This is a genomic window from Chryseobacterium metallicongregator, assembly GCF_031324065.1.
GTDB lineage: Bacteria > Bacteroidota > Bacteroidia > Flavobacteriales > Weeksellaceae > Chryseobacterium > Chryseobacterium metallicongregator.
Genome location: NZ_JAVIXS010000006.1, coordinates 512,497 through 526,824, shown reverse-complemented (window position 1 = coordinate 526,824; position 14,328 = coordinate 512,497). Strand labels below are relative to the sequence as shown.

General features: G+C 35.2%; 14 protein-coding genes and 1 riboswitch. Of the genes, 8 read left to right on the top strand and 6 right to left on the bottom strand.

What is annotated here, in order from left to right; all coding sequences use genetic code 11:
- Nucleotides 1-11: 11 nt before the first annotated feature.
- Complete coding sequence (locus REB14_RS10905; RefSeq protein ID WP_309522177.1) at nt 12-1,280, bottom strand: mechanosensitive ion channel family protein; 1,269 nt, start codon at nt 1,278-1,280, stop codon at nt 12-14.
- 257 nt (nt 1,281-1,537) lie between these two features.
- Here REB14_RS10905 and REB14_RS10900 point away from each other — a divergent pair, with 257 nt between their 5' ends.
- The 3 genes from REB14_RS10900 (at nt 1,538) to REB14_RS10890 (ending at nt 3,818) form a co-directional block, all read left to right on the top strand.
- A complete protein-coding gene (locus tag REB14_RS10900) occupies nt 1,538-2,722 on the top strand; it encodes a carboxypeptidase-like regulatory domain-containing protein (protein ID WP_238594279.1) in 1,185 nt (394 codons plus the stop codon).
- Nucleotides 2,723-2,800: 78 nt separating this feature from the next.
- Nucleotides 2,801-3,292, top strand: a complete 492-nt coding sequence (locus REB14_RS10895) for a DUF456 domain-containing protein (RefSeq protein WP_309522176.1) — start codon at nt 2,801-2,803, stop codon at nt 3,290-3,292.
- 16 nt (nt 3,293-3,308) lie between these two features.
- Nucleotides 3,309-3,818: a hypothetical protein gene (locus tag REB14_RS10890; RefSeq protein WP_079242691.1), complete on the top strand. Its 510-nt coding sequence runs from the start codon at nt 3,309-3,311 to the stop codon at nt 3,816-3,818.
- Here REB14_RS10890 and REB14_RS10885 read toward each other — a convergent pair.
- The 3 genes from REB14_RS10885 to REB14_RS10875 are packed head-to-tail and all read right to left on the bottom strand — an operon-like array spanning nt 3,805 to nt 6,057.
- On the bottom strand, nt 3,805-4,446 hold the full coding sequence (locus REB14_RS10885) for a uracil-DNA glycosylase (protein WP_079242692.1): 642 nt from the start codon (nt 4,444-4,446) through the stop codon (nt 3,805-3,807). The genes REB14_RS10890 and REB14_RS10885 overlap by 14 nt on opposite strands.
- Nucleotides 4,447-4,482: 36 nt before the next feature.
- On the bottom strand, nt 4,483-5,487 hold the full coding sequence (locus REB14_RS10880) for an acyltransferase family protein (protein WP_309522175.1): 1,005 nt from the start codon (nt 5,485-5,487) through the stop codon (nt 4,483-4,485).
- 48 nt (nt 5,488-5,535) lie between these two features.
- Nucleotides 5,536-6,057 carry a GNAT family N-acetyltransferase gene (locus tag REB14_RS10875; protein WP_309522174.1) on the bottom strand — a complete coding sequence of 174 codons (522 nt, stop codon included), beginning with the start codon at nt 6,055-6,057 and terminating at the stop codon, nt 5,536-5,538.
- 152 nt (nt 6,058-6,209) lie between these two features.
- On the opposite strand from REB14_RS10875, the gene REB14_RS10870 reads away from it, so the two are divergent.
- On the top strand, nt 6,210-8,357 hold the full coding sequence (locus REB14_RS10870; protein ID WP_309522173.1) for an endonuclease MutS2: 2,148 nt from the start codon (nt 6,210-6,212) through the stop codon (nt 8,355-8,357).
- A gap of 64 nt (nt 8,358-8,421) precedes the next feature.
- Here the strand turns inward: REB14_RS10870 and REB14_RS10865 are convergent, their stop codons facing one another.
- Nucleotides 8,422-9,510, bottom strand: a complete 1,089-nt coding sequence (locus REB14_RS10865) for a T9SS type A sorting domain-containing protein (RefSeq protein WP_309522172.1) — start codon at nt 9,508-9,510, stop codon at nt 8,422-8,424.
- A 411-nt stretch (nt 9,511-9,921) separates the two neighbouring features.
- Between REB14_RS10865 and REB14_RS10860 the strand changes: the two genes are divergently transcribed.
- From REB14_RS10860 to REB14_RS10845, 4 genes are all read left to right on the top strand, one after another.
- Nucleotides 9,922-10,584, top strand: coding sequence for an ATP-binding cassette domain-containing protein (locus tag REB14_RS10860; RefSeq protein ID WP_309522171.1), 663 nt, complete (start codon nt 9,922-9,924; stop codon nt 10,582-10,584).
- Between the two features lie 30 nt (nt 10,585-10,614).
- On the top strand, nt 10,615-11,415 hold the full coding sequence (locus REB14_RS10855; protein ID WP_309522170.1) for a hypothetical protein: 801 nt from the start codon (nt 10,615-10,617) through the stop codon (nt 11,413-11,415).
- Between the two features lie 34 nt (nt 11,416-11,449).
- A riboswitch (cobalamin riboswitch) is annotated at nt 11,450-11,629 on the top strand.
- Between the two features lie 116 nt (nt 11,630-11,745).
- Nucleotides 11,746-12,129 carry an acyl-CoA thioesterase gene (locus tag REB14_RS10850; RefSeq protein WP_034699813.1) on the top strand — a complete coding sequence of 128 codons (384 nt, stop codon included), beginning with the start codon at nt 11,746-11,748 and terminating at the stop codon, nt 12,127-12,129.
- Nucleotides 12,130-12,303: 174 nt separating this feature from the next.
- On the top strand, nt 12,304-13,677 hold the full coding sequence (locus REB14_RS10845) for a DUF4932 domain-containing protein (protein ID WP_309522169.1): 1,374 nt from the start codon (nt 12,304-12,306) through the stop codon (nt 13,675-13,677).
- Between the two features lie 59 nt (nt 13,678-13,736).
- On the opposite strand, the gene REB14_RS10840 is transcribed toward REB14_RS10845, so the two are convergent.
- The gene (locus REB14_RS10840) at nt 13,737-14,327 is read right to left on the bottom strand and encodes an HD domain-containing protein (protein WP_079242701.1); all 591 of its coding nucleotides are present in this window, start codon (nt 14,325-14,327) and stop codon (nt 13,737-13,739) included.
- Between the last annotated feature and the right edge of the window lies 1 nt (nt 14,328).

The following is a 14,328-nucleotide window of genomic DNA, read 5'->3' as shown; positions in this document are numbered from 1 at the left end:
GCCTTCCAGCTTTATACTTTCACGCTTACCTGCATCACCTGAAGTTCAAATTCTTTTGAAGCCACCAATAAATGGTCAAAAATATCGGCCTGAATCTGCTCAAAACGCTCCCATTTGGAATCATTGGCAAAACAGTAAACCTCAAGAGGCAGCCCTTGTGGGGTAATCTCCAGCTGACGAACCATTCTGGTTCCGTTTTTATCTATATCAGGATCATTTTCAATATATTTCTGTGCATAATATCTGAAAACACCGATATTGGTAAGCTGTCTTCCATTCACGATTTTATCTTTATGTTCAAGCCTTTCTTTTTCTTTTTTGATCTCTGAAGCTCTTTCTTCGAGATAATCTGAAATTAAATTAATCTCCTTTAAACGCTCCACATCTTCGTCCGTCAGAAATTTAAAAGAATTGATGTTAAAGTAGATTGATTTTTTTATTCTCCTTGTATTGGATTCAGACATCACCTGCATATTTTTGATCTCAGTGGTCATCAGATCATAAGTGGGAATCGTTGAAACGGTTTTATCAAAATTGGTGATTTTGGTAGTCAGAAGATTGATTTCCGTAATATTTCCTTCGATGCTGTATTTAGGAATGCTTACCCAATCTCCTACTTTTAAATTTTTAGAAGTAGCTACATGCAGACCGGTTACAAACCCCAGAATAGTATCTCTGAAAACTAATACCAGCACCGCTGTAATGGCCCCAAGACTTCCTACAATAGTGGTTCCCTTGATTCCGAAAATCACACAAAGTCCTACTACAGTAAATATAAAAAGTCCTAAGATTTTTACGGTTTCTGAAATGGCATTCAGTGCCATTATTTTATAGAAATCCTGTTTGATGCTGAAATAATTTCTGAAAGCAGTCAATGATCTGTACAGCATTCCTGCTAACATGAGTACCAATCCCAGATTGATACATCGTATAATAAAAATGGTTGTTTTTGGCAATGCATTTTCCGGAAATATGGATCCCTGTATGCCGGCAACAGCAATCAAAGCTGCAAAATGTGCTACGGAGTTGGTGATTTTGGCCTGATAAATAGATTTTAAAATGGGAAACTTCTGTTCATTATGAAATAACCTGAAGACAGAATTAATGATGAATTTAAAAATAAAATCAGTAATAAAAAACAGGACAAGAAGTAAACTTAATTTTACAATAATATGGAAAACCCAGTCCAGCCCGGAAGGTGATATCTGGGTAATATAAATGTAAAGCTGTTCGCTCAGCTCCTGTATAAAGTTTTTAGTTTCTTGTAACTGGTCATTCATTACAGCAAATTTATGAAATTAAGAATCATCATTTTACTATTCATAATCAATTTTCATCCCAAAAAGCAGTAAACGAAAAATATTGTGAATCAATTTTTAAAATATCAAATCTTCGACAACCCTTAATTATAAATGAAAAATCAACTACAAATAATCAATTTAAGTAAAAAATATTAAAATAAATTACAATTTTAATGTTTTAATATTAAAAAATTATTACATTTGATTAAAACTAAACCCATCAAAACCAATTAAATATGAAACAAAATTACTTGTTCATCATGCTGTGTAGCCTTGTTCTGTTAGTAAACTGTAAAGGCGGTGATGACCCAATCAATCCCGAAGATTCCAAAACAATACCCACCGGAACAATAGAAGGTAAAGTATTTGCTAAAAACGGAACAAAACCTATTGGCGGGGCTATTGTATTCACTATTGACAGTAAAAATCAGGTTTACCATACCTATTCCAATGCTGACGGAACATTCAGCCTAACGGCACCTGAAGGAAACTCTACCCTTCACATTCAGACAGGGAATGGTTTAAACTTCAGAACAGAAGTTCCTGTTACCGTTAAAAAAAATGAAACCACCAGTGTGGCCGACAAAGATTCAAAACTGAATCAGATTGCAAAAATAGCTTATGTAGAAGGCAGTTATGACGAAATAGAAAGTATAATTACAAGTCTTGGTTATACAGCAACCGAAATTAGCTATCAGGATTTAAAAAATTTCAACACCATTTCTCAGTACGATATTATTTTTCTGAACTGCGGTTCCCGTAACTTCACTTACTCAGGAACCAACACACCGAGTAACGACCTTTCCATTTTCAGTAATCTCTCTACTTTTATCACGAATGGCGGAAGCATTTATACTTCAGACTGGGCAGCTGCCTATCTGGTAGGTGGAGATAAAAATGCTCCGTACTGTGGTGTTTATGGAGGTTTTCTGGATCTTACAAAGATATGCTTTAATACCAATGGTAATAGTGCAATGTATAACAACTGCAGCGTTTCCAATGCTGCTATGGCTTCAGCAATAGGATTTAGCACATTAGATATTCAGTATGATCAGCCTTTGTGGCAAAAAATCCAGCATTATGATCCTTCGTTCTGGGAAGTATTGGTACAGAAAGGTAATGAACCATTGATGATAAGAACCAATAAGTACGTCAATACAACAGCTCCTAAAACACCTGTGGGGACATCGCTAAACAATAATCAGATGACCATCTGCCATCAAACGGCAAATGGCAACAATATTACCATTACCATTAATCAGAATGCATGGAACGCTCACCAGGCGCATGGTGATTATGTAGGATCATGCTCAGCAACTACCAGCAGCGGAAATATCTACTATACCACATTCCATAACCACGCCAGTGGAAATATTGGTAAATCAGGACCGATTCTGGAATACGTAATCTTAAATTTGTAATAAAATTTTATAACTCAGTTCTCAAAGTGGTCTTTTATAAGGCCACTTTTTTTATATTGCATGTATATTTTTAAAAGAATGGATACAACGATTATTAATATTTTCTGCCTTATTCTCTTATTTATTGGAATATTGGGAACTTTTCTTCCGGTATTGCCTGGTCTTTTGCTGAGTATCTGCGGACTGTTGATCTATAAATTCGGGACGGATGCTAATCTTTCCATGATTTATATATGGGCATTCGGAATTCTTACGCTTGCTTCTGTGGTGTTAAGTTATGTAATTCCGGCAAAAACCAACAGAAAATATGGAGGTACGCGTTGGGGAAGTATCGGTTCTGTCATTGGAACTATTGTTGGGATATTTATTCCTATTCCATTAGGTTTTCTGATAGGAATGTTTGCAGGTGTATTTATTGGTGAATTACTTCACGACAGTAAGGATATGAACAAAGCCCTACGATCTACTAAAGGAGCGCTGATTGGATTCATTTATGGAACCGGATTCAGTTTTGTGGTAGGAGTGGCAATGTTTTTGGTAGTATTACTTAATATGTTTAACGTCATTTAATTAAATATAAGAAACTATGTTCCATAAAATTGTCATACTCAGTCTGGGAATATTTGCATTAACAGGATGCGATGCCCAAAAGAAATCCAGGATTAATACAAAAGCTACTGAAATGTCCACAGGTACAAAAACAACAAGCTCTGATCATCAGAAAGACGGTGTTATTTATCTGACTGAAGGAGAAAATAAGTTTTTACGAGAATACCAGATGAATGTGACATTCAAAGGAGTTTCTGAAGACAGCCGTTGTCCGGAAGGAGCTCAATGTATATGGGCGGGTGTTGCTCTTGCTCAGGTGGAAGTAATGGGAACATCTACCCGACCGATGACTCTGAACCTAGCCAGTGCAGATTACCCGGCAAGAAATTATCACCAGTCGACAGAATTCAACGGATATACTATCACATTACAGGACATTGCTCCTTATCCAAAATCACAGGATGGAACAAAAGCATTAGCCGGAAAATATAAAATCGGAATTAGGATAAAAAAAGCAGATCAATCTGCTGATTCTACCAGGAAATAGGATTCTTCCCTTTGGAAACAAGATATTCATTAATTTTTGAGAAAGGCTTGCTTCCAAAAAAACCTCTGTACACAGAAAAAGGAGAAGGGTGTGCCGATTTAATAATAAAATGTTTAGCCGGATCTATAAGTTCGGCTTTTTTTTGTGCAAAAGCACCCCATAAAACAAAAACCACATTCTCTTTTTTATCTGAAATTTCCTTAATAATAAAATTCGTGAACTTTTCCCAGCCAAGGTCTTTATGAGAATTAGGTGTATGTGCACGAACCGTTAAAGTAGCATTCAGCAATAAAACGCCCTGCTTTCCCCAGTCATCAAGCTCTTTAGAGGTTCTTACCACTCCCAGATCATCTTTTAATTCAATAAAAATATTCTTAAGTGACGGTGGTGCTGCCACCTGCTCAGATACAGAAAAACATAATCCGTTCGCCTGATAGTCATTATGGTAAGGATCCTGGCCAATAATCACAACTTCCACATCATCAAAAGCCGTAAGCTCCAATGCTCTGAAAATCTGATTTTTTGGTGGAAAAACTTTGGTTGTTGCATATTCATTCTTCACTTTCTCCCAAAGGGTGGTAAAGTATTCCGTACTTTTTATCGGGGCTAAAATTTCTGTCCAGGTCATAGTGCAAAAATAATAATATTAAAATAAGAGCTTCAGTTATACCTTAAATATCTTCACTTTTCTTTCTATCAGCATATATGAAAAATAGGACAGCAATAATGAAAGGGAAATTAATAACAGATTATTAAGATGATAAGAATTTACAATAACGAAATTCTGTTTCTTCACCATATAATGGATGATGTATAAAGAGTAGGAAATATTTCCTAAAAAATACACCACTTTAGTTTCTAAAAATGCTTTCAGATAATTTGACTTTCCTTCATACAGATATTTGATCATCAATGCTGATAATAAAGGAATAAACAAAAGTCCTTTTTCAATAAACAGCATGGATACAAACAATAGGAGAATGATATAAAGGAACAGGTTTTCCTTTTTTATTTTAAATGGTGGCAGAAGGGCAATTCCAATTCCAAGAAAATAGGAAGAAACCGTTCTTAGCAGAGAAACCAGTCCGTAAGGAAGATCAAGATATCTTGGTGATTCCCCTACTTGCATTGGATGTTCAGAACCTATATAGAAATGATCGGGAATATAAGGAAGTGCAAACCTCAAAACCAAACTGGCAATAATTAAAATTTCGCTACGTATTTTATAATGCAGGACAAGCCATAGCATAAAAGGGAATATTAAGTAACAAACCCATTCTGTACTTAGCGACCAATAGACTACATTCAGCAGATAATCAGGATCAAAAAAACATTGTAATAATGTAGCATTAATCAGAAATCCCGCTATAGAAGTCTTCACCAAAAACAATGCAATAAAAATAACCGATACAATGTATACAGGATAAATTCTATTGATTCTTTTTTTATAAAAAACCTCTATTATTTTATAATTCAGATTCTTAAGCTTCCCGGAATAAGAAACCGTAAGCAAAAAAGCACTTAATACAAAAAAAATATCAACCGCTACATACCCCTTTCCTACTATATCCTGAATGAATTCATTCCTAAAAAAGCTAAAATGAAAAAACGCTACCCATAATGCAACAATCCCTCTAAGTCCCGTTAAAGATTTTATTTCATTTTTCATATGTAATTTCAATCGGTGATAAAGATAGAGAAAAACCTGTTAGATTTCCTACGGACGATTTCCGGATAGCCTTTTCAAACTGAAAATAATATTATCCGGAAAGCCTTCATCTTTTTTTCCTTCCTGCAAAATAAAATGATGTTTTAAAAGAAGTCCTTTTGAATTTTCATTGAATGTATTGGTAATGGCTACAATTTCCTGTAAATGGAGTTCGTTAAACCCATACTCTACTACCGCATTCAATGCTTCAGACATAATTCCCTGCCTGTGATACTCTGGTAATAGCTCATAGCCAACTTCTGCTGTTTTCCGGTCTTCAGAAAAATTCCAGAGACAGATGGTTCCGATAAGATGAGACTGATCTTTTAAAGAAATTCCTAAATAGACAGTTTCGTTATTGTGAATTCTTTCTTTAATGGTTAAAATAAACTGAAGGGCATCATAATTATTTTTGGGCGATTTTCTTAAAACGAACTGATTGATCACTTCATTGCTTCGAATCCGTAAAATATCCTCAACGTCGCTTTCGTTGATATCTCTCAGTAATAATCTTTGGGTTTCCAGTTTCACATTTCAAATGTAATAAAAGAATATCATCTTATTTTTAACATTCCCATCTTTTTCAGAAAAAAGTAACACCATAAAGTTCAAATTCACAGGTAATTTATTCTGTAAATCTCTCAGATATACGGAATAATCAAAATTCTCACTAAATTTGCACTGTGTATATAGATAAAGAAGATTTAGACGAATTAGAGTTTCCGCAATTGCTCGCGGAAATCTCCCCATTTGCGTATTCTCCGAAAACAAGAGAAAAAATTCTTCAACTTCGTCCGATGGAAATTGACGAGGCGGAACTTTCATTAAAAAAAACCTCAGAATATCTGTCGAGTTTTGAAAGTTCAAATGCGATTCCGTTTGATGAATATGAAGATATTGAAAGTGAGCTGAAATTGATGCAGATTGAGAACTACCGTCTGGAAAATGCTGCTTTCATCAAAATAAAAACCATCACGGAACAGATCGGAAGGCTTCAGAAATTCTTCCCTACCATGCCGGAAACGTTTCCTACTTTATTGGAAGAGGTTTCTGTACTGGAATTCAGAAAAGAGATCATTGAGAAAGTAGATAAGGTTTTTAACCGTTTTGGTGAAGTGAAAAATGAAGCTTCTCCAGCTCTGAAAGGGATAAGAACTGAAATTCAGCTTGCTAAAAAGGCCATTCAGGAAAACTTCAACCGTGCGCTTACCACTTATGGACAGAGTGATTTTCTGGATGATATCAGGGAAACGATTATTGACGACCAAAGGGTTCTGGCTGTAAAATCAGGATTCAAAAAAAGGGTTGCAGGAAGAACATTAGGAATTTCCAAAACAGGTTCCATCACGTATATTCAGCCGGACAGTGTGGTAAAGCACTATTTCAAGCTGCGTGAAAATGAAGAGGAAGAGAAAAAAGAAATTGATAAAGTTCTCCGTAAACTTACTGCAGAACTGGCCGAATTTCAACCTCAGCTTTGGAGATATCAGGTTTATATTTTTGACCTTGACCTTACCAGGGCTAAAGCGAAATTTGGTGAAGTGATCAACGGAGTTCTTCCGAAAATCAACCATCATAAAACGCTGAGATTAAAAGATGCTTATCATCCTCTTTTATGGTTAAGAAACAAAGTTGAAAATAAAATTATTCACCCTCAGACCCTTACTTTAACAGATCATAACAGGATTATCTGTATTTCCGGTCCGAATGCTGGTGGAAAATCAATTACCCTGAAAACAGTTGGACTATTACAGCTGATGATTCAGAGTGGTATTCTGGTTCCGGTTCATCCTAAGTCTGAAATGTTTTTCTTTGAGAAAATCATGACTGATATTGGGGACAACCAGTCCATTGAAAACCACTTATCCACCTATTCATCGAGGTTGAAGAAAATGTCAGGAATCATTCGTGAGGCAGATGCCAATACCCTTCTGCTTATTGATGAGTTCGGCACTGGTTCTGATCCGGAGCTTGGAGGTGCACTGGCAGAAAGTTTCATGGAGTTTTTCTATGACAAAAAAAGTTTTGCGATTATCACAACGCACTACACCAACATTAAACTGGTAATAGAACAGCTTCCTAACGCCCAGAATGCAGCCATGCTTTTCAATGAAGAAACACTGGAACCGATGTATAAACTGGAAGTAGGACAGGCAGGAAGTTCATTTACTTTTGAAGTTGCAGAAAAGAATAAAATTCCGAGATTCATTATCCATTCTGCCAAGAAAAAAGTAGAACATGATATTGTTAATCTTGACAAAACAATTGTAAAACTGCAGCAGGAAAAATTTGAGGTTGAAAAACTAAAATCTGATCTTGCAGAAAGAAAAGAGTCTGTAGAAGATAAACGTGATAACCTTCAAAAACTGAATGAGCAGCTTCAGCAGAAACTATTCAATTTCCAGAAGCTGTATGAGGAAGAACACCGTAAACTACAGTTCGGGAATAAGATTGAAACATTCATCGACAGCTATACCAAAGGAAAATCCAGAAAGGATGTGGTAAAAGATTTTGTGAAGCTTCTTGAACAGGAGAAATTCAGAAAACTGGGCAGTGACAAGGATGAAACCAAACGCCTGCAGGTTGTTAAGAGAAAAATCGCTCAACAGCTGAAAAAGGAGGATGTTATTGAAAAAATTGCTGAAACCAATGAAAAGCTGGAAGAAAAACGTAAAACCGACCGTGCTGTATGGATGAAAATCGGGCAGCGTGTTCGTATTACCGGAAGCACCAGTGTAGGAACCATTGAAAAAATTTCCAGAAATAAAGTGATTGTCAATTACGGAACTTTCAAGACTACGATTGATGCGGATGAACTTGAAAGAATTTAATGAATAACAAATTAAATTAACGCAAATACAAAGAGAGAGTACCTTCTGGTGCTCTCTCTTTTTTTTATTTCTTAATGAATTTTAATCGAGTTACCTTTTCTTTATCTTTCAGCTGGATAAAATAAATTCCTTTGGACAAATTACTAAGGTTTACTTTATGGTCAGAAGCTTTTCCTTCTCCCGTTTTCTGCCCCACCGCATTATAAATTTCATAATCTGCTGCTTCTGAAATTCCTGAAATATTTAAAACATCAGAGGCGGGATTAGGATAAATTTCAGGTTTTACAGACTTTCCTGATTCTTCCACTCCAAGGGTGAGATTGAGTAAATCTACGCCATAATCTTCAACTTCTCCGTAGGTAAACGTACTACAACCATCTGCAGGCATTATTTGACTGGAAACAATCCTCATGGTTACACCACACAGTGTCACTGCTGCCAAACTTGGAATTGTAAAAACAGACACTGCCGGAGCAGCCTGGGTGATATTATTCGCCACCATAACTCTTTCGGAGGATTCAAAAATTCCGTTGGCATTAAGATCTATCCACGCTGTTACTGTTGTTGTCCCTGGTGTCCCCATCCACGTATTGGTTACTGAAAGTATATTTCCTGTACTTCCTATAAAAAATTTGACCTTACGGCTTACATCACTTCTGTAATCTGTATAATTGGAAGGTCCGGAATTGCTGACCATTGGAGTGGTAATTCCGGCAGAATTTACGGTCACATTGGAAATATGCATCAGGCTGGTATCTGTAGATGCACTTGCACAATAATTAAGTGTTGTTGTAAAAAATACGGGATTAGACCATGTTCCCTGTACAGTACACAATTTTACCACCTGCACTTCATAAGTTGTACAAGGCTGCAGATTAGTAATAGTATAAGAATTTTGCCCAGCTACAGGAGTAGCAACCATCCAGATAATGGTTCCAGGTATTCTATATCTGATAAAATTATTCGGAGTATTGGGATCAGCAGTCCAGGTAACAGTTCCTGAGGTAAGAGTTGTAGTAGACACCTGCACGCCGGTGGGAGCATTGGTATCACAGTAAAATAAAGATTGGCGTTCTTCTTCTATTTTGTGAGTTGCCTGAAAGTTGGATATTCCCAAAATAAAAGAGAATACAAAAAGTAGTTTTTTGGTCATGTTTATTAGTTTTAAAATTTTCTTGAAAAATAGGGTATTTTTTCAAATATAGCTTAGACTTTCTTCATATAGCATTGTATTTTTTAATATATTTGATAATAAAGTGTAAAACACACAGAAACTTCATGCTTTTAATATGTTCAAAAGTATTTCTACTCTCTGGATTTTTTATAAAAAAATAATAATTCCCACCTTGATATTTTCTTTATTAGCTTCTTGTTTATCCTCTTTCAGTATTGAGAATTTTGGATTGAGTTTTCTTTTAATATCTCCTGTCCTTCATTACTTTATATATGAACTCCGGTTTAAAAACGAATATTACTTTTATGCCAATTTAGGATTTTCCAGAAGTTTCCTTTGGGGATTCACGGTATTTGTCTGTGTAATGGTCAAAATAATAACAGGAATTTTATGAGTAAGCTTCATATTGACAGCATAACCAAGTCTTTTAAAGATCATAATATCCTGCAAGATATTTATTTAGGATGTGAAACCGGGCAGATTATTGGAATTCTGGGCAGAAATGGTGTTGGAAAATCAACATTATTAAAAATTATTTTTGGAACTGTCAGTAGTGATACTCAGTTTATAAGATACAATGACAAAGTTCTGAAAAGTATTTCCGATAGAAAAAACAGAATTGCTTACCTGCCACAGGACATTTTCTTGCCGAAATACAATACCGTTAAAAGCTTAATTCCTCTTTTTTGTAATAAGAAAAATACAGATCTATTATTCACTTCAGATCTGATCCGTCCTTTTTTGTCAGAGAAACCTAAAAATCTTTCCAGAGGTGAGCAAAGGGTTATTGAAGCTTTAATGATTATTTATTCTGAAGCAGATTTTGTTTTACTGGATGAACCCTTCCATAGCCTTTCTCCGAAAATCTCTGCAGCATTGAAAACAGCGATCATTGAACATTCTGCGAATAAGGGATTCATTATTTCTGATCATAATTATCAGGAAGTTCTTGATATTTCAGACCACCTATATCTGCTTTCTGACGGCCATCTAAAACAAATACAAGATTTTAAAGAACTGCAGCGGTATAATTATCTCCCGAAAAGTATTTAATTTATATATTTGGGGATCAAAAAAAATTTCATGATGACTTTTATAAATAAAGCATTCTATTTATCTGCATTCAGTATTTTATCTATAGCTTTTGTAAAAGGGCAGACAAAAGTTCCTTTTGGAGTTGTAAAAGCTGAAGAAGGATATGCCAACGTACGTGTACATAAAGACGACTACCGAAAAATTGTAGACAAGATCCGTATGCGTAAAGGAGATGTTTTTGTTTATGTAAAACCTGCTCCAGGAGAAACAGAGTGGATCTGGATCAAATATCCGGAGAAACAGGATGATGACAAGCCTTTTGTACGTTATGAAACTCTTGATAAAGAAGGAATGGTGAATAAAGGACGTATTGCCTATGTGGACCAGCTTCCTGCCTACACTCCTTCTAAATCTAAAAATGGAAAATCCCTTATTTTCACTGACAATTCTGACCCTAAGATTCCTACTGCCCAAAGAAGCAAAGTAGTGATTGATATTTATCCTTCCAATGCCGGATACCGTAAAAAGGAAAAAGATGCCGATGGAAAAATTCTCACCATTGATAAAGTGAAACCATGGGGAATCGGGAATGATCTTCCTGAAGGAATGACCGAAATCAAATCTATTAGAGTCCAGCAACCCGGAAGAGGTTCTGTTTTTGTAAGAGAAGCCATTAAAAACATGTTCCAGCCTACCATGGATTTTGAGAACATTGGAGTAACTTCCCTTGACAACGATAATATTTTCCTTTATATGATAAACGGTTCAGGAGAAAACAGATACACTACACTCTGGACGATTAAGAAAGGAAGAGTAATCAGCCAGATTATTTATCATAATCCGGAATAAATTCATTATTTTTGCACCCGAAAAAGTTTTACACTTATTCATCACAGAAATTGGTTCTGCATCACTGCAGATTAAAAGGGAACCGTGTGAAAATCACGGACTGTCGCGCAACTGTAAGTAGCTGAAATCTTTATCAAAGATCCACTGTGCGAGGCATGGGAAGGAGATAAATGATGCTACAAGTCAGGAGACCTGCCTTTTTCTTAAACATGTAACTTTCGCGATTTGAAGTTGTATTGATCTGATGGATTGTTTCAGGAGTTCTGTAAGTTCCTGTCATTATTCTGTTGTTTTAATATCATTTCTTATCGCTTTAATTAATAATGATATATGACTACAGAAGAAAGAATTGAAGCATCCGAAACCAGAATCTTTAAAGCGGTTTTCCCTAATACAACCAATCATTATGATACTCTTTTTGGAGGTACAGCGATGCAGCTGATGGACGAAGTAGCTTTTATCACAGCAACCCGTTTTGCCAGAAAAAGAGTGGTAACGGTAAGCAGTGATAAGATTGATTTCAAAAAACCTATTCCTGCCGGAACCATCGTTGAGCTGATCGGAAAAGTTTCATATGTTGGAAAAACCAGTATGAAAGTAAACGTTGAAATTTACACAGAGCAGATGTATTCCTATGAAAGAGAAAAAGCAATTATAGGTGATTTTACTTTTGTAGCGATTGACGAATTCAAGAAACCAATTCAGATACTATAAATAATAAAGCTTCGGGCGGCCATTGGCCGCCCGAAATTTTCACCTTCAAAAACAACATATTATTTCTCAGCCAAAAATTGATTGAAATTCATTTGTTTTTTATTTACTTTTAGCATGGCAAAAAAATTATTTTTACATTGCTGTCACTAAAAACTATAGAAGAACCGATATTTCATGAAAAAGATTATTTTAATCATTACCCTTATCCTTTCAATTTCATTAAGAGCACAAAAAGACGTAAAAATTGAACTTTCGGAAAGTTACGAATTGGGAAATATTATTCTGGCCCTCACTGAATATGGCAGAACAGATCCTTATGATGTTCAGAAAATCCCACCGTATTACGATGAAATTATTACATATTTTGAACCTGTAAAAGATCATCCTCTGCTGAAACAAGTCAATTATTCAAGAAAAGACTGGAAAAAATTCTTAGGCTTCCGAACTGATTTCTATGCATTTTCTTTTGATGAAAAAGGTTTACTTAAAAGAGACTTTCCTTTCAATTCCTTTGGTCCTAAAGAAGTAGATGAAAATCTGGAGCTTATCAATGATTTTGTAAAGAAATCGAATTACAGAGCCTTTTATAAAAATCATCAACAGTTTTATAATACTTTAATTGCTAATTACAAAGAGTATTATTACATCAATGATACCTATGCATTCCTGGATAAAATTGCCGGACAACCTAAAAATAAAAATACTAAATCCTATGTTATCGCCATTTCTCCTTTAGTAGGCGGACAAAATTGCCACAGAGAAATCAATAGCTCATTAACCGTTGATTTTCCTGATATCGGAAAAGATCTTATTCTTGGAAATTTAAAAAATAATATTGCCAGGAGAATTCTTGATAATCACACTGTATTTTCAGAAATCGATCATGGATATGTAAATCCTATTTCAGAACACTATTCAAAGGAGATAACGGAAAGCTTCAACCTTACGAATTGGGATAAAAAATCAGGATACGTGGGAATAAATTCATTCAATGAATATATGACATGGGCTGTTTACGATTTATTCATTAAAGAAAATTTTCCAAAGGAAAAAACAGACAGCCTTTCAGCAATCTACCATAAAGTGAATATCCGACGCGGTTTTATTGCTCAGAATTTATTTTCTGAGAAGCTTATAGAACTTTATAAAAAAGAAAAGAACCTGGAAAAATTATATGTTCCATTATTAAAATGGACGAAGAAAATAGAAAACCAAATTTCCCAGCCTTCCGTTCTCAATTCCAATAACAAAGACTTTGAGAAAGCTGATCTCAATAATATCGTGGTAAAATTCACAGAGCCTATGAAAAAAACAAAGACTCTTCAGCTCAAATTATATGAATACATTGATGGAAAAGAAACCCGCAATACAATCATTATCGTTAAAAATCCGGTCTGGTCTAAAGATGGAAAAGAAGTAAAATTCAAACTGGATACTTCTTATAAGAATTTTGTACTGGGATTTTATGTACCGAACAATATGACGGGGTTTTATTCTAAAAAAGGAATTTTATTAAATCCCGACAATTACTTATTACTATCCTCTTAAAACGTTTCAGATGATCTATAAAAAGACACTGCTCAGTAACCGGGCAGTGTCTTTTTAAATTATTTCAATACTTTTTCTGTTTCCAGGCTTTTACTCAATAAAAGCTCAAAAGCCTCTCCCATTTCATCTGATGCTCTGCTGATCGCATTTTCAAGCATATTTCGGATTTGTCTTTCAGTCACTCCAGCCTCAGTCCAGCTCTTTCCGGAAGTATGAGAATTTAAGATAAACGGCATGATTCTGTCGATCCCACACGCAAAAATAGCATCAGGAGTTTTCTCATCCTCAAATTCAAGCCATAAATTAAAAAATTCTGTGCGCAAAGGTTCATCCAGAATTCCAAAGATTTTCTGAGCAGAAGCTTTCTCTCTTTCAAACTTTCCTACCATTGCTTTTTCATCAAAAATAAAAGTATCTCCGGCTTCAATCTCCACAAGATCATGAATGGAAAGCATTCTTATTACTCTCAACAAATCAATATCCGCACGGTTTTTAGCATAGGGATAAAGAATCTGAGCCAGAATAATAATCTGCCAGGAATGTTCCGCCGTATTCTCTCTTCGGGAATCATCTGCATTATAATTTCTTCGTTGTACATTTTTAAGCGCATCTACTGCCAGGATAAAATCGATCTCTTTCTGAATTTTCATC